The sequence below is a fragment of the Agromyces larvae genome, from assembly GCF_022811705.1.
GTDB classification, from domain to species: domain Bacteria; phylum Actinomycetota; class Actinomycetes; order Actinomycetales; family Microbacteriaceae; genus Agromyces; species Agromyces larvae.
On the sequence record NZ_CP094528.1, the window covers coordinates 3,631,593 to 3,647,014 of the forward strand.

At 72.9% G+C, this 15,422-nt stretch carries 13 protein-coding genes; 3 read left to right on the forward strand and 10 right to left on the reverse strand.

Translation table 11 applies throughout. The features are described from left to right. Positions 1–236 precede the first annotated feature (236 nt). The 4 genes from MTO99_RS17300 to MTO99_RS17320 all read right to left on the reverse strand — a co-directional run bounded on the left by MTO99_RS17300 (position 237) and on the right by MTO99_RS17320 (position 4,748). A complete protein-coding gene (locus MTO99_RS17300) occupies positions 237–1,535 on the reverse strand; it encodes an RNA polymerase sigma factor (RefSeq protein ID WP_243555270.1) in 1,299 nt (432 codons plus the stop codon). A gap of 98 nt (positions 1,536–1,633) precedes the next feature. Beyond that, the gene (locus MTO99_RS19220) at positions 1,634–2,485 is read right to left on the reverse strand and encodes a YciI family protein (RefSeq protein WP_354002494.1); all 852 of its coding nucleotides are present in this window, start codon (positions 2,483–2,485) and stop codon (positions 1,634–1,636) included. A 224-nt stretch (positions 2,486–2,709) separates the two neighbouring features. Next, positions 2,710–3,714 carry an isopenicillin N synthase family dioxygenase gene (locus tag MTO99_RS17315; RefSeq protein WP_243555272.1) on the reverse strand — a complete coding sequence of 335 codons (1,005 nt, stop codon included), beginning with the start codon at positions 3,712–3,714 and terminating at the stop codon, positions 2,710–2,712. Between the two features lie 275 nt (positions 3,715–3,989). Continuing rightward, positions 3,990–4,748 (reverse strand): LysE/ArgO family amino acid transporter, encoded by a 759-nt coding sequence (locus MTO99_RS17320; RefSeq protein ID WP_243555274.1) that lies wholly within the window; start codon positions 4,746–4,748, stop codon positions 3,990–3,992. A 70-nt stretch (positions 4,749–4,818) separates the two neighbouring features. Between MTO99_RS17320 and MTO99_RS17325 the strand changes: the two genes are divergently transcribed. Then, positions 4,819–5,733 (forward strand): LysR family transcriptional regulator ArgP, encoded by a 915-nt coding sequence (locus MTO99_RS17325; RefSeq protein WP_243555277.1) that lies wholly within the window; start codon positions 4,819–4,821, stop codon positions 5,731–5,733. Positions 5,734–5,880: 147 nt separating this feature from the next. Then, a complete protein-coding gene (locus MTO99_RS17330) occupies positions 5,881–6,087 on the forward strand; it encodes a CsbD family protein (protein WP_354002495.1) in 207 nt (68 codons plus the stop codon). A gap of 208 nt (positions 6,088–6,295) precedes the next feature. On the opposite strand, the gene MTO99_RS17335 is transcribed toward MTO99_RS17330, so the two are convergent. The 3 genes from MTO99_RS17335 to MTO99_RS17345 all read right to left on the reverse strand — a co-directional run bounded on the left by MTO99_RS17335 (position 6,296) and on the right by MTO99_RS17345 (position 9,425). Next, positions 6,296–7,342, reverse strand: coding sequence for a zinc-binding dehydrogenase (locus tag MTO99_RS17335; RefSeq protein ID WP_243555280.1), 1,047 nt, complete (start codon positions 7,340–7,342; stop codon positions 6,296–6,298). Between the two features lie 116 nt (positions 7,343–7,458). After that, the gene (locus MTO99_RS17340; protein ID WP_243555283.1) at positions 7,459–8,202 is read right to left on the reverse strand and encodes a hypothetical protein; all 744 of its coding nucleotides are present in this window, start codon (positions 8,200–8,202) and stop codon (positions 7,459–7,461) included. Further along, the gene (locus MTO99_RS17345) at positions 8,199–9,425 is read right to left on the reverse strand and encodes a pyridoxal phosphate-dependent aminotransferase (protein ID WP_243555286.1); all 1,227 of its coding nucleotides are present in this window, start codon (positions 9,423–9,425) and stop codon (positions 8,199–8,201) included. The genes MTO99_RS17340 and MTO99_RS17345 overlap by 4 nt, the downstream gene beginning before the upstream one ends. An 87-nt stretch (positions 9,426–9,512) precedes the next feature. On the opposite strand from MTO99_RS17345, the gene MTO99_RS17350 reads away from it, so the two are divergent. Continuing rightward, on the forward strand, positions 9,513–9,902 hold the full coding sequence (locus tag MTO99_RS17350; protein ID WP_243555289.1) for a hypothetical protein: 390 nt from the start codon (positions 9,513–9,515) through the stop codon (positions 9,900–9,902). 7 nt (positions 9,903–9,909) lie between these two features. On the opposite strand, the gene MTO99_RS17355 is transcribed toward MTO99_RS17350, so the two are convergent. From MTO99_RS17355 to MTO99_RS17365, 3 genes are all read right to left on the reverse strand, one after another. Continuing rightward, on the reverse strand, positions 9,910–10,326 hold the full coding sequence (locus MTO99_RS17355) for a type II toxin-antitoxin system VapC family toxin (RefSeq protein ID WP_243555292.1): 417 nt from the start codon (positions 10,324–10,326) through the stop codon (positions 9,910–9,912). A 79-nt stretch (positions 10,327–10,405) separates the two neighbouring features. Further along, entirely contained in the window at positions 10,406–11,941 is a 1,536-nt protein-coding gene (gene dgt / locus MTO99_RS17360) for a dGTP triphosphohydrolase (protein ID WP_243555294.1), read from the reverse strand. Positions 11,942–11,997: 56 nt separating this feature from the next. After that, positions 11,998–15,417 carry a glycosyl hydrolase 53 family protein gene (locus tag MTO99_RS17365; RefSeq protein ID WP_243555296.1) on the reverse strand — a complete coding sequence of 1,140 codons (3,420 nt, stop codon included), beginning with the start codon at positions 15,415–15,417 and terminating at the stop codon, positions 11,998–12,000. Between the last annotated feature and the right edge of the window lie 5 nt (positions 15,418–15,422).

Consider the following 15,422-nt stretch of genomic DNA (forward strand, 5'->3'; position numbering starts at 1 on the left):
GGCTGGTTCCGCCATCCCCCGACCGGCTGACCCCACCACCCCCACCCCAAACCGCAACCGCAACCGGAACCGGAACCGGCACCGGAACGCAATTCAGGTCGGGAGGTGTGTCGGGGCGGCGACACGCCGAGCGCGCGGGCGACACGCCGAGGCGCATCCTGAATTGCGTACATCGGGGTTGCGTACATCGGGGTTGCGTACATCGGGGGTGCGCACGGCGGGGCGGGCAGCCCAGGTCAGCGCAGGTCGGCGAGGCGGCGCTCGAGGTAGCGGCGCTCGGGCGCGGTGCGGGCCAGCGCGATGGCCTCGCGGTAGCGGGCGGCCGCGGCATCCGCCTCGCCCGCCCGTCGCAGGAAGTCGGCCTGCGCGGCCGGCAGCAGATGGTAACCATCCAGCGAACCGGATGCCTCGAGCGCCGCGAGCGCGCTCAGCGCCGCATGCGGCCCTTCCGCGAAGCCGTGCGCGATCGCCCGATTGAGCTCGACGACGGGCGAATCCCCGAGCGACGCGAGCACGTCGTACCGGGCCGCGATCGCCGCCCAGTCGGTCGACTCGGGGGTCGCAGCCCGCGCGTGCGCCGCCTGGATCTCGGCCTGCAGCCGGTAGGGCCCGGGATCGGATGCGACGGTCGAATCGGATGTCCCGAGCAGCCGCAGTCCCTCGGCGATCTCCGCGGCATCCCACCCGGATCGATCCTGTTCGTCGAGGGGGACGAGCTCGCCCGAAACATCCGTGCGCGTCGCCGAACGCGAGTGCTGCAACAGCAGCAGCGCGAGCAGGGCCCCGGCCTCGGGGGCGTCCGGCATCAGCCCGACCACCAACCGCGTCAACCGGATCGCCTCGGCCGCGAGGTCCACCCGCTGCAGCCGGTCGCCCGACGACGCGAGGTACCCCTCGTTCGCGATGAGGTAGAGCACGGCGAGCACCCCGCCGAGCCGTTCGGGCAGTGCGTCGGGCGGCGGCACCCGGTAGGGGATGCCCGCGTTGCGGATCTTGCGCTTCGCCCGCACGAGTCGCTGCGCCATCGTCGCCTCGGGCACCAGGAACGCCCGCGCGATCTCGGGCGTCTCGAGCCCGCCGACGGTGCGCAGGGTGAGCGCGACGCGCGCCTCCATCGGCAGCGCGGGATGGGCGCACGTGAAGACCAGCCGCAGCCGGTCGTCCCAATCGGGCGCGTCGCCGTCGGCGACGACGTCCGCCGGGTCGGGCGGCCCGCCCATCCCGCCGTCGAACTCCCGCTCCACCATCCACTCCTTCACCTTCTCGACCTCGACGCCGCGTCGACGCAACCGGTCGAGCGCGAGGTTCCGAGCGGTGGTGGTCAGCCACGCGCCCGGGGTGCGCGGCACGCCGTCGCGAGGCCAGGCGGCGGCCGCCCGTTCGAACGCGCCGGCAGCCGCCTCCTCCGCGACATCCCAGTCGCCGGTCACCCGGATCAGCGTCGCGACGACCCGCGCCCACTCGCCCTCGAACGCGGTGCGCAGGGCCGCGTCGACCTCCGGGGCCGCGGCTTGGCGGCCGCCGGTCGGGAACACATTCGACGATGCGGAACGCGATGCGCCCGGAGGCTCCTCCCGATCGTCGAATGCGTTCCCGATCATCGATGCCCTGCCCTGCCCTGCCCTGTCCAGGCTCAGCGCGTCGCGCCGGCGAGCGTCGCGAGCACCTCATCGGCGCTCGGTTCGAGCCGCCGGTCGCGGTCGGCCTCCTCGTCGGCGGTGCGCGCGACGTGGTCGGCGTTCACGTCGAAGTCCCAGAGCGGGCGCAGCTCGAGCGTGCCGCCGCGGGCCATCGGATGCTTCGCCGCGATCTCGACCGCGTCGGCCAGGTCGCGCGCCTCGAGCAGGTCGAAGCCGGCGATCCACTCCTTCGCCTCGCTGAACGGCCCGTCGGTGACGATGACGCGCCCGTCGCGACGGCGCACCCCGGTGGTGTCGGCGGGCGGGCGGAGCACCTCGCCGAACAGCCGCGCGCCGCGCGCCCGCATCTCCTGCACCCACGCCTCGGGGTAGTCGTCGTCGCCGGCGTCGCCGGTCACGTCCGTGGCCTCCTCGCGCGCCGCCGGATCGGAGAACACTGCGAGGAAGTACCGCTGGCCGCGGACCGGCCGCTCCTCGAGGCCGGCCGGAACGATGCGCTGACCCGGGACGGCGTCGGGCCACTGCACGAACGGCCGCACCTCGACCTGCCCGAACTTCGCCGCCGGATGCCGCGACGCGATCTCGATCGCTTCGTCGAGGTCGGCCACATCGATGATGTCGAACCCGCCGACGGATTCCTTCGACTCGGTGAAGGGTCCGTCGGTCACGAGCAGCTCGCCGCGGCGCACGCGCACCGTCGTGGCATCCTGCTCGGGCCGAAGCCGCACTCCGTACTCGACGACCCCGCGGGCCTCGAGGTCGGCGACCCAGTCGGCGATGTCGTCCTCGGCGGGGTCGTACGGCTGCGGGTCGGCACCACCGGCGTAGAACAGTGCGTATTCCATTGGGGGATCCTCTCTCTCGGTCACGCTACGCAGGTACGACGAACGGGGAAACCCCGATTCGACACCGCCCGCGACTTTGGAACGCAATTCAGGTTCGGAGGTGTGTCGCGGCCGCGACACGCCGACTGCGAGCGCGACACGCCGTGCGGGTTCCTGAATTGCGTTCACCGAGGCGAGCCGTGAACCGCCGGCGAACCCTCAGCCGTCGAGCCGCGGCGAGCGGCTCAGGCGCCGACGAGCAGCTGCGGATGCTGCGCCTCGACGACGTTCGGGTGCGCGCGCAGTCGGCTCTTCAGCCAGTTCTCGCCGAACACCGCGTGCAGCGGGTTCGTCGGGTCATCCGTCGCGCCCGGAGCCTCTGCGGCGAAGGCCGCGGGCAGCTCGATCGAGGGCACGCGCGCGTCGAGCGCGGGGCCGTGGAAGTACGGGATCGAGATCCGCTCGGTGCCCGGCGCCGGCGAGACGACTCGGTGCAGCGTGGCCTTGAGGTATCCGTCGGTCGCGATCTCGAGCAGCTCCCCGATGTTGACGATGAACGCCCCGGGAGGTGCGACGACGTCGATCCACTCGCCGTCCTTCTCGACCTGGAGGCCCGCCTTGCCGTCCTCGACCGACAGCAGCGTGAGCACGCCGAGGTCCTTGTGCGCGCCGACGCCCTGCGCGGGCTGTTCGGCGTCGACGCCGGGGTAGCGCACGATCTTCAGGTACGGCGAGGGGCGCTCGAACGCGTGGTCGAAGGTGTCGGCGGGTGCGCCGAGCGCCTCGGCCCAGGCGGTGAGCAGCCGGGACGCGACGGCGTCGAGCCGGGCGATCCAGTCGGCTGCGACCTCGCGCAGTTCGGGCAGCGACTCGGGCCACAGGTTCGGGCCCTGGAGGATCCAGTAGTCGGGGGTGTCGGGATCGAGCGGCACGGCCGGCCGCTCGGCGCCGATGTCGATCTGCTCGCGGATGTCGACGCGCCCGAGCGTGCGTTCGCCGCCCATGCGCGTGTAGCCGCGGAAGTGCGGGCTCTTCACGTTCTCGATCGCGAGCTTCTGCGACTCGGGCAGGGCGAAGAAGGCCCGCGCGACGTCGTACGCCCGCTCGATCACGCTCGCGGGAACACCGTGCCCGATGAGCGAGAAGAAGCCGACCTCGTGGGTGGCGCGGCGAAGGTCGACGCGGAACTGGGCCCGCTGCTCGGGGGTGCCGTTCAGCAGCGAGAGGTCGAGCACGGGGATGCCGGTCATGGGATGGTCCTTTCATGGATGCCGGATGGTGCGCCGACGATGCGGCCCCGGCATCCGGGACGTCGGCTGCGGAGCATCCCACCGTGCGATCTGAAGCGATCGATGGCCGGATGCCACGAAGCCGACGCGGACGCGTCGGATGCGGCGTGAGCACGGGGCTGCGGGCGGCGGCGCGGAGGATTCGCGCCCTGGGGTCGTCGGGGAGACGACCGCCTAGCGGCGACAGCAGCGACAGGTGTCAGTACTCACGATGACGGCCACGCTAGCACGCCGGCTCAGTGCGGAACGACCAGCGAGACGCCCAGCGCGATCATGACGACCGCGATCACCGCGTCGAGGACGCGCCACGCTCGCGGGGTCGCGAGCCAGCGCCCGAGCCACCGGGCGCCGTAGGCGAGCCCGAAGAACCACAGGATGCTGGCCGCCCCCGCGCCGACCGCGAACGCCCACCGGCCCGGGTCGCCGTGCGTGTTCGCCACCGACCCGAGCAGGAACACGGTGTCGAGATACACGTGTGGATTCAGCCACGTCAGCGCGAGGCAGGTCAGCGCGACCCCGAGCAGCCCGGGCGCGCCGTTTCGCGATTCAGGAACTTCGGCGGTCGCGGTCGGCGTGTCGCGCGCGACACGCCGTGCGCCGCTGAGTTCTTCCTGAATTGCGACAGGGAGGCTCGGTGCGGAGGTCTCGGGTGCCTCGGATGCCTCAGCCCGGTCGGATGCCACGAGCCCCTCGCCGCTCGGATGCCAGGCGCGTCGCGCCGCGAGCACCCCGTACCCGACGAGGAAGGCGGCACCGGCCCACCGGATCGCGTCGACGAGCCACGGCACCGCCGTGAGCACCGCGCCGATGCCCGAGACGCCGACCACGATGAGCACGAGGTCGCTGAGCGCACAGATCGCCGCGACGGCGAACACGTGCTCGCGCCGGATGCCCTGCCGCAGCACGAACACGTTCTGGGCGCCGATCGCGACGATGAGCGACAGGCCGAGGCCGAGGCCGGCGAACAGCGAGGACAGCGGGAGGGAGGCGGGCACGTCTTCGACGGTAGATCCGAGCCGGAGTGCAGTCCAGTTCAGGTTTCTGGAGTTCCATTAGCATCGCTTCATGGACATCCCGCTCGATCTCGCTCGGACGCTCGCCACGGTGATCGACGCCGGCACCTTCGACGCCGCCGCGCGCGAACTCGCGATCACCCCGTCGGCGGTGTCGCAACGGCTGAAGGCCCTCGAGACGCGGCTCGGCCGCGTGCTCGTCGTGCGGTCGCGCCCCGTCCAGCCGACCGAGGCGGGTGCCGCGGTCGTGCGGCTCGCCCGCCAGCTCGCGCTGCTCGAGCACGACGCGCTCGCCGCCCTCGACCTCGACGCGTCGGACGCCGGCCGCCGCGTCCGCATCCCCCTCGCGGTCAACGCCGACTCCCTCGCCACGTGGATCCTGCCGCCGCTCGCGCGGCTCGCCGCGGAGCATCCGATCGTCTTCGATCTGCACCGCGACGACCAGGCCTTCACCGCCGGCCTGCTCGAGTCGGGCACGGTGATGGCGGCGGTCACGTCGCAGGCCGAACCGGTGGCCGGATGCGTCGTGCGCCCGCTCGGCGTGCTGCGGTATCGGGCCGTGGCCACGCCCGAGTACGTCGCGCGCCGGCTGCCCGACGGCCCCGCGCCCGAGGCGTTCGCCACCGCGCCCGTGGTCTACTTCGACCGGCGCGACGACCTGCAGAGCGACTACCTCGAGCAGGTGGGGGCCGACCCGGCGGCGCCGCCCCGGCACTACGTGCCCGCGTCGAACGACTTCGCGACGGCGGTCAAGCTCGGACTCGGGTGGGGGCTGCTTCCGGCGTCGCAGTCGCAGGCCGAGCTCGACCGCGGCGAGCTCGTGCTGCTCGGCGGCCCGCCGATCGACGTGCCGCACCACTGGCAGCAGTGGAACCTGCGCTCGCCGCTGCTCGACGCGATCGCCGACGAGATCGTCGCCGAAGCGCAGTCGCACCTTCTGCAGCACCCCGCACCCCGCGCCCGGTAGGGCACGCCGGCACGCCTCAGCACGCGGCGTCCTGCACACACCGCGAAGCCACGCTCGCACACCGCGAAGCCACGCTGCCGCGTAGCCGTGTGGAGCCCCGGATGCAACCCCTATCGCCTGCCCCGCCCGTCGCGTTGACTGAGGGTCGTGGCGGTGATCCCGCCCGGGAAGGAGTTCGACATGGGTGCCGAAGAACGCGCCGAAGCCACCGGCGATGACCTCAAGGGCAAGGCCAAGGAGGCCTGGGGCAAGGTGACCGACGACGAGCGCCTCGAGGCGGAGGGCAAGGTCGACCAAGCGAAGTCCGACCTGAAGAACGCCGTCGAGGACGTCAAGGACGCCTTCAAGCACTGACCAGGGGGAAGCCCTGAGCCGGGGGGCGGCTCAGGCGCACGCGGGCCGGTGGGGATCAGGGGATCCCACCGGCCCGGTCGTGTGCGTGCAGTCGGATGCGACGAGCGCACGGCGATCGGATGCTTCGCGCTGCGCGCGAGCACTCGGCGCGAGCACTCAGCGCGAGCACTCAGCGCGAGCACTCAGCGCGAGCATTCAGCGCGAGCACTCAGCGCGCGATGACGACCTTCAACGCGTTCGTCTCGCCCGCGTTCGCGAAGGTGTCGTAGGCGTCGAGCACCTGGTCGAACGTGAAGTGGTGGGTCGCGAACTTCTTCACGTCGAGCCGACCCGACTGGATGAGCTTCAGCAGTGCCGGCACCGTATTGCCGTTCACCAGGCCGGTGGTGAAGTTGATGTTCGAGATCCACAGGTCGTTGATCGGGAACTCGACCGGGGCGCCGTGCACGCCGACGTTCGCGACCGTGCCGCCGGGCCGTACGACCTGCGACGCGAGCGTGAACGTGGCCGGGATGCCCACGGCCTCGATCGCGACATCCGCGAGTCTGCCGCCCGTGAGCTCGCGCACCTTGGCGACCACGTCCTCGCTGCCGCTGTTGATCGTGACGTCCGCGCCGAACTCGGTCGCGGCCTGCAGCCGCGAGTCGGCGAGGTCGACCGCGATGATCCGCGCCGCTCCCTTGAGGGCCGCGGTCGCGATCGCCGCCAGCCCGACGGGGCCGGCCCCGACGACGACCACCGTGTCGCCGACCTGCACGTTGCCGTAGAGCACGCCGATCTCGAACCCGGTCGGCAGGATGTCGGCGAGGAAGATCACGTCTTCGTCGGTGACGCCCTCGGCGAGCTTGTGGGTCGACGTGTCGGCGAACGGCACGCGCACCTTCTCGGCCTGGGTGCCGTCGATGAGGTGGCCGAAGATCCAGCCGATGCCGCCGACCGTCTCGCAGTGCGAGGGGAGCCCGTTGCGGCACGGTTCGCAGAGCGCGCACGTCGTGATCGCGGGCACGAGCACCCGGTCGCCGACCTGCAGGTTGTCGATGCCCGAGCCGAGCTCTTCGACCACGCCGACCGCCTCGTGCCCGAGGATGCGCCCGGGCGTCACCGCGGGCACGTCGCCCTTCAGGATGTGCAGGTCGGTGCCGCAGATGGTGGTGGTCTCGACCCGCACGATCGCGTCACGAGGATGCTGGATGGTCGGGTCTGGCACCTCCTCCCACGCCTTCTGGCCGGGACCGTGGTACACGAGTGCCTTCATCGTCTCTCCCCCCGAGAGTGATCCGTGCCCGGCCGCAGCGGCGCGAGCCCGGTGACGACGCTACCGCCTCACGGCCCGGGCGAACAGAGCCGCCGCGTCGAGCAGACGGCTCGCGGTCAACGGATCCAGACCCGCATCGGGCCGACGACGACGAATCCGGCCGCAGCGGCCGTCGCGAGCAGGTCGGCGGATTCCCACCCGACCACCGCTCGGCCCTCGGCGCGCACGGCGGCGGCCGCCGCGATCGCCGCGTAGGTGCCCGGCCGGCCGAACACGTTCGAGACGCCGACGGCGTCGTCGCCGAGGGAGAGGATGCCTCCGGCGACGACGGTGCCCGACTCGTCGGAGGCGGCGAGCACCACGACCGCGGGATCATCCAGGAGGGCCGGATGACCCGCCGCCACCGCTCCCGACGCGCGCGCCCAGTCGGCGAGCGCGCGGGCGGTGCGCACGGGCTCGAGCGGCGGCGCTCCGGCACCGGCGAGGGATGCCCCGGATGCCCCGGATGCCCCGGATGCCCCGGACAGCTCGCCGCCGCCCCCGCCCCCGCTCTCGAGCGCGATCCACCCGCCCTCGAGCAGCACCTCGAATCCGGCGTCGCGCAGGTCGAGATCGGCGAAGGAGTCCTTCACGCTCGCGGGCCCCGGCGGCACGGCTGCTGCGACCTCGGCCGCCGCGGCGCCGGGCCCGAGCGTCACGGCCTCGGGGTACCCGTCGGGCATCGCTGCGCGCGCCCGCCAGCCCCACGGGGTGGACGCCGCGGCGATGCCGTGCGCACGGGCGACGGCGGCGCACCATCGGGCGTTGTCGTTCGCGGCGATCACCGCGAGCGGAGCTGGGTGCGCCGCGTCGGGGCTCACCCGAAGAGCTTCTGCAACCGCTGCACGCCCTCCAGCAGCGCGTCGTCGCCGAGCGCGTAGCTGAACCGCAGGTACCCGCTCGGCCCGAACGCCTCACCCGGCACCGCGGCGACCTCGGCCTGCTCGAGGATGAGGTCGGCGAGCTCGAGCGAGGTCGTCGGCGTGACGCCGCCCCACGACCGCCCGAGCAGCCCGGTCACGTCGGGGTACACGTAGAACGCGCCCTCGGGCACCGGCACCGTGAGGCCGTCGATCTTCGAGAGCTCGGCGACGATGGTGCGGCGGCGGCGGTCGAACGCGCGGCGCATCTGCTCGACCGGCTCCTGCGGGCCGGTGAGCGCGGCGATCGCGGCGCGCTGCGAGATGTTCGACACGTTCGAGGTGAGGTGGGATTGCAGGTTCGCGGCGCCCTTGATGACATCGGCGGGGCCGACCATCCAGCCGAGCCGCCAACCCGTCATCGCGTAGGTCTTCGCGACCCCGTTCACGAGGATGGTCTGCTCGGCGAGCGCCGGCACCGCCTCGACGATCGACAGGGCTCGCGGAGCGGGGGCATCCGCGTCGCCCTCGATCGGACCGTACGTGAGGTTCTGGTAGATCTCGTCGGAGATCACCCAGATGCCGTGCTCGAGCGCCCACTCGCCGATCGCCTGCACCTGCTCGGGCGGGTAGACCGCACCGGTCGGGTTCGACGGCGAGACGAACAGCAGCACCTTCGTGCGCTCGGTGCGCGCGGCCTCGAGCTGCTCGACGGTGACGAGGTAGCCCTGGTCGGCGCCGGCGAACACGTCGACCTGCACGCCGCCCGCGAGCTTGATCGCCTCGGGGTACGTCGTCCAGTAGGGGGTCGGCACGAGCACCTCGTCGCCGTCGTCGAGCAGCACCTGGAACGCCTGGTAGACGGCCTGCTTGCCGCCGTTGGTCACGATCACCTGCGATGCGGATGCCTCGAGCCCCGAGTCGCGCGCGGTCTTCGCCGCGATCGCCTCGCGAAGCTCGGGCAGGCCCGCGGCCGGCGTGTACCGGTAGTTCTTCGGGTCGTGCACCGCGGCGAGTGCGGCTTCGACGATGTGCTCGGGCGTCGCGAAGTCGGGCTCGCCCGCCGCGTACGAGATGACCGGCCGACCCTCGGCCTGGAGGGCCTTCGCCTTGGCATCGACCTTCAGGGTCGCGGACTCGGCGATGGCGGCGATTCGGGCGGACAGGCGGGGCTTTTCGGTCACCCTCACAGCCTAGAACGGTCGGATGCCGCGTGACAGCGCGGTGACGCGATCTCGCGCGGGTTCGCGCATCGGCGGTAGCGTGCGGTCATGGATGCTCCGCAGCCGATCTTCGCCGGGGTCGAGGGGGTCTGGAACGCCGATCCGGTCACGGTCGCCACGGTGCTGTTCCGGCAGGTGTTCGCACCGCTCGCGGCCGGGTCGTTCCCCGCGCGGCGCAGCGACCTGCTGCCCGACGACCTCGGCGCGCTGTGCGGCGTGCGCCTCGGCATGTTCCGCACCCCGGGCGGCGAGCCCGGCGCGACGCTCACCCGGCTCACCCTGGAGTACGTGCTGCTCTGGGAGCGGGCGGGCATCGCGGCGCGCATGATCTGGGGCTCCGACGTCACGATCCCGCAGGTGGTCATGCTGCGGATGGGCCTCAGCGTGCTGCAGTCGCCCGACCCCGAGGCATCCGTTCGCGCCCTGCTCGCCCGCTGAGGTCGTCTCAGCCGACGAGGTCCTCGTACGTGCCGAGCGGGATGATCCCCGAGGCTGCGGCCGCGATCTGTTCGTCGCCGGCGACGAGCACATCGGCCTGCAACGTGGCGACGGCGAGGTACTCGGCCGATCGGATGTCGCGGTGATCGAGCTGTCGGGCGATCCTCCATGCGGTCGCGCGAGAGACCCGGTCGCCCAGCAGACGGATCTTGAGCGTCGCGACGCGCTCGAGCGCGATGCGCGCCGTCGCCTCGTCCAACTGCCCATCGAGCGCCTCGCGATACAGCATCGACAGCACGTCGCTGCGCAGCATGGATGGCCCGACGAGTCGCTGCCGTGCCCCGATGCCGGGGTCGTCGCGCACGAGGCGGCGCGCCGTGACCGCGTCGATCGCGAAGCGCGTGCCGTGCTCGAGCCCTGCCATGCGCCCAGCCAACACCCGCCCGCCCGCAGACTCAACCGTCCCGGGTCGGTTCCCCTCCGCGCCCAGGGCCGCCGCGAGCCTAGAGGTTCTGCCCGATGTCCCAGAGCCGGTCGGGGCGGCCGTCGATGGCCTCCGACACGGCGAGGGCCTGGTCGTCCGACAGCGAGGCGACGTAGTCGATGACGCCGCGCCCGATGCCCAGGCGATGCACTTCGGATGCCTCGGGCACGGGCAGCCCGTCGGGCCGCGTCGCCCGCAGGCGCGCGTACCCTTCGGTGGCGAGGTCGACGAGTTCGCGCAGCCGGTGCGGCACCCGGTGCCGGTCGACGTCGTCGGTGATCCAGGCGGTGAGACCCTTCACCGCCCGGGTGAGCACCCGGCTGAGTCCGCGCTGGTACATCGCGATGTCGGCGCGGTCGAGGATGAAGTGCCGGTGCACGAACTTCAGGATCTCGACCTCGTGCCATGCGCCGCGATCGAGGGTCACGAGTCCCGAGCGCACGACGCCCTCGGGGGCCGGCACCACCGAGGTCTGCAGATGCGCGATCCACCGGTTCGTGAACGACGACAGGGCGCGCTCGGCGGCGATCGACCCGTCGAACGGCGACGCGAGCAGCCCGTCGACGAGGTCGTCGGCGACCACGTCGACCGCGTCGGCGAACGCATCGTCGGACGCGACCCAGGCGTCGCTGCGGTGGAGCTTGCGGCGCAGCGCCTCCAGTGCGGCGCCGGGCGGGGCGCTGCGGGCACCCAAGGCGGCCTCGTCGAGCGCACGCAGGCCCGCGGCATCCTCGATGAACCCGCGGAACTCGCGCGCGACCGCACCCTGGCTGAGCAGGCCCGCCCGATAGAAGTCGTCGACGTCGTGGATGGAGTACGCGATGTCGTCGGCGATGTCCATCACCGAGCACTCGAGCGACTGGGTGAGCGGCGGCAGCCCGCGGCGGGCGGCCTCGAGGTCGACGGCGTCGAGGTCGTACGCCGAGAACTTCGCGATCTCGACGCCGCCGCCGACGCGACGCATGCCGCGCGGCAGCGGCCCCGCCGGCAGCGAGCGGGCGTCGACGAACCTGGTCCACGGGTACTTCGCGGTCGCCGCCCGCACCGCGGCGGTCAGGTTGAGCCCGTGCGGGGCGTTCTCGGTGACGTCGAGCGTCGCGAGGATGCGGTACGTCTGCGCGTTGCCCTCGAACCCGTCGGCCAGGCCCAGCGTCTCGCGCGCGAGCCGGTCGAGCACCCGCTCGCCGAGGTGCCCGAACGGCGGATGCCCGAGGTCGTGCGCGCTCGCCGCGGCCTGCACCACGACCGCGTCGCAGCCGTGCTCGACCGCGAGGGCATGCGCCGGCGACGAGGCATCCGCGAAGCCGACCGCGATCGCGCGCGCGACCGCGGTGACCTTGATCGAATGGGTGAGCCGGTTGTGGATGAGCGGACCCGCGCCGGGCTGCGCGATGACCTGCGTCACCGCCGACAGGCGCGAGAAGTAGGGCGAGAACCGGATGCGCTCCAGGTCGAGACGGAACTGCGAGTGCTCGCCGGTCACCTCGACGCTGGCGCGCGGCTCGGCGACCGCACGCCTGGCGCGCTCGGTGGGCTGCGGGCTCGACTCGGTCATGCTGCGAGCCTACGGCTCGACCCCGCCACCCGGCCCACGCCGGTCGAGGAGCCGGCCTACCGCAGCACCACGAGCGGCAGCACCGCGCTCTGCGTCACCCCCGCCGCGTTCTCGAACTCGACCCGGTAGGAGTACAGCCCGCTCGGCCGGTCGGGCACCGCGAACGTCGCGCGCTGCGCGTTCGGCGTGGCCGCGACGAGCGTGCCCGCGGCGATCTCCACCCCGTTCTCGAAGAACCGGTACGAGGTCGCGTTCGTGCCCCACCAGAGGTTCGCGGTGAGGGTGAACGCGCCGTCGCCGTCCCAGTCGTCGTGGCTCAGCACGGGCACGCCGGGGGTCGCCTGCGTGACCGTGACGTTCAGCGGAGCGAGCGCCGTCGTGCCCGAGGCATTCACGAGCTCGCCCGTGTACGTGTACGCGCCGTTCGGCTTGCCCGTGATCGGCACCGAGACCGACTGCGCCGCGACACCGCCGTACGCGAGCGGCACGATCGCGATGAGCGACCCGCCCTCGAAGAGCCGGAACGCGGTCGCGTTCTCGCCCCACCAGAGGTGCATCGACACGGTGTAATCGCCGTCGAGGAGGCCGGTGTCCCAGCCGTTGTCGTGGCTCAGCACACCGAGGGCGGGCGGGCGCGTCGAGGTGTCGGCGGGGCCGGCGACCCGCACGACCCGCACCTGGTCGAGCGTGCCCCACGCGCCCGCGCCGAGCGAGAAGCGCGCGGCGACGGTGAGCACGCCGTCGGCGCCGACCGCGACCGGTGCGGTGGAGGCCGTGCGGAAGGTCTGCCAGCCCGCCAGTTCGAGCGGCGCGGACACCGTCGCGGTCGATCCGGATGCGTCGAGCGCGAGCTGCGCGCCCTCGCCGGCGTCGCCGCCCTGGGTCACCGCCGACAGCACGTACTGACCGGGCAGCAGGCCCGTGAGGCGCTGCGACACCGAGAACGCATACGGCTCCGCGGCCCAGAACGAGACCGCACGCGAGCCGGCCGCGGCGTCGGCGCTCGCGCCGATCGACGCCCCGGTGCCGGTGACCTGCCACATCGACGTGTCCGCGTCTTCGAAGCCGCCGTTGCGCACCACATCGCGTTCGACGACCGTGATGCGCGCGAGCGCGGCCAGCCCCGACGCGGTCGTGCCGGTCAGCTCGTACTCGCCCGGCCCCGAGATCGCGGGCGCTTCGCCCGTCCACGCGACGGCCTCGTCGGTCGCGGTGCCGTCGTAGGCGGTCACGCGCACGGTCGCGGGCAGTCGCACCGGGTCGCCGTCCGGCACCGTCAGCGTCGCCGGGGCGACGGTCGGCGGCGGAGCCTCGCCGGCGAGCTCGAGCGCCGCGATCGCGTCGGTGAGCCGGGCGGTCGCGCTGGCGACGCGCTCGGCGGTCGGAGCGGACGCGGCCAGGACGACGGCGGCGATCGCGCGCGCCTCGTCCAGCACCGCGACGGATGCCTCGGTGTAGACGCTGCGGTCGATCGCGTCGGCGCGGGCGACGGCGGCGCGCAGCGCCGCGGTGTCGGCCCCGGCTTCGGCGACCGGGGCGAGCACGACGTCGTCGATCGTGCCCCACGCGCCGGCCGGCAGGGTCGCGGTGATGGCGACCGTCACGGTGTCGCCCGAGGCGACCGCGACGGCGCCGGTCGTCGGCGTCGACCAGTTCCGCCAGCCGTCCAGCGCGAACGGCGCGGCGGCCGCCTTGCCGCCGGGCTCGGTCGACAGCGTGATCGAGACGGTGCCGGTGTCGCCCTCGCCGTCGCCCTGCAGCGACGCGGATGCCTCGTAGAGTCCCGGCGCGAGCCCGGTCACCTGCTGGTGCAGCGTGAACGCGAACGCCGAGTCCGAGTAGAAGTGCGTCGACCGCTCGCCCGTGCGCGGGTCATCCGTCGCGCGCAGCGTCGCGCCCGTGCCCGAGAGTTGCCACATCGAGGCATCCGCGTCTTCGAAACCGGGGTTCGCGAGGTGATTGACGGGCTGCACCGCAACCGTCGCCGAGACGTCGCGGCCGGCCGCGGTGCGGCCGGGCACCTGGTAGGTGCCGACGCCGTCGATCCAGTCGGCCGCATCGGACCAGGCGACCGGCTCCTGCTCGACCGAACCGTCGTTGTAGGTCACGGCGACGCTCGCCGGCAGCACGACCGGGTCGCCGTCGGAGACCGTGATCGAGACCGCCTCGACCGAGACGACCTCGCGGGGCGCGACCGCCCCGGTGCGCGCGTACTCGAACACCCGCAGCGACTCGAGCGGCGTGCCGTCGGCGGCGAACATCGCCTGGTTGTCCCACGCCGAACCGCCGAACCAGAGCCCGGCGTCGTCGGGGTCGTACTCGCCGGCGTAGCTCGACGCCCAGCCCGAGCCGTGCGCCTCCCAGAGCAGCTTGTTCTGCTCGAGCGCCGAGGGCGGACCGACCGGCAGCCAGGCGGGCTCCCAGTAGAAGACGCCGAGACCGGCGTCGCCCACGTCGGTGACCGCCTGGATGACGTCGCGCACCGCGGTCGCCTGCCCCTGCACGCTGACCGGGTACTGCGTCGCCTCGCTCGGCAGGTCGATGACGTTGCCGTGGCCGTCGGCGTCGTCGAGCGTGGTCGCCCACGAGGTCTCGGCGACCATCACCTGCTTGCCGTACGTGTCCGCGACCTGCCGCAGCACCGAGGTGAGGTTGCCGAGCGTGCCGTGCCAGTACGGGTAGTACGACGACGCGAACACGTCGTAGTCGACCCCGTACCGGTCGAGGTTCGCGGCATAGCCCGCGTACCGGCCGGATGTCTCGGGGTTGGTGAAGTGCACCGCGACGAGCGCGTCGGGCACGGTCTCGCGCACCGCCGCCGACCCGGCGCTGAAGATGCGCGCCATCTCGGGCCATCCGCTGACGCCCGCGACCCCGTTGTTCGTCTCGTTGCCGACCTGCACCAGTTCGACGTCGACGCCCGCGGCGACCATGCGCGCGAGCGTGTCGGCGGTGAAGTCGTGCACGGCGTCGGCGCGCTCGTCGATCGCCAGATCGCGCCACGCCTTCGGCGACTGCTGCTTCGCCGGGTCGGCCCAGAAGTCGGAGTAGTGGAAGTCGACGAGCACGCCGAGTCCCGCGGCGGTCGCCCGCTCGCCGATCTCGATCGCCCGATCGGCGTCGACGTTGCCGCCGCCGTAGCCGTTGCCGTCGGCGTCGAACGGGTCGTTCCAGACCCGGACGCGCACGTCGGTGATGCCGTGGTCGGCGAGCACCTCGAAGAGGTCGGCCGGCGCGCCCGAGTCGTCGCGGAACACCACCCCCGACTCCTCGAGCGACAGCACCGACGAGACATCCACGCCGTTGACGAAGTCGTCGCGCAGCCCGTCCACCTTCTGTACGACGATCCCGGCTTCGACCGGCCCGTCGTCGGGTTCGGCGGCGCTCGCCGCCGGTGCCGCCAAGCCGGCGCCCGCCAGCCCCGCCGCGATGAGGGCCGCGAGCGCGCCCCTCCGTCCAGACCTCGTCGTCTGCATGGTGT

Coding starts and splice junctions, on each gene's coding strand:
- dgt (WP_243555294.1), bottom strand. CDS start 11,941: ATGACCGAGTCGAGCCCGCAGCCCACCGAGCGCGCCAGGCGTGCGGTC.
- MTO99_RS19220 (WP_354002494.1), bottom strand. CDS start 2,485: ATGGAATACGCACTGTTCTACGCCGGTGGTGCCGACCCGCAGCCGTAC.
- MTO99_RS17365 (WP_243555296.1), bottom strand. CDS start 15,417: ATGCAGACGACGAGGTCTGGACGGAGGGGCGCGCTCGCGGCCCTCATC.
- MTO99_RS17355 (WP_243555292.1), bottom strand. CDS start 10,326: ATGGCAGGGCTCGAGCACGGCACGCGCTTCGCGATCGACGCGGTCACG.
- MTO99_RS17335 (WP_243555280.1), bottom strand. CDS start 7,342: ATGAAGGCACTCGTGTACCACGGTCCCGGCCAGAAGGCGTGGGAGGAG.
- MTO99_RS17325 (WP_243555277.1), top strand. CDS start 4,819: ATGGACATCCCGCTCGATCTCGCTCGGACGCTCGCCACGGTGATCGAC.
- MTO99_RS17315 (WP_243555272.1), bottom strand. CDS start 3,714: ATGACCGGCATCCCCGTGCTCGACCTCTCGCTGCTGAACGGCACCCCC.
- MTO99_RS17350 (WP_243555289.1), top strand. CDS start 9,513: ATGGATGCTCCGCAGCCGATCTTCGCCGGGGTCGAGGGGGTCTGGAAC.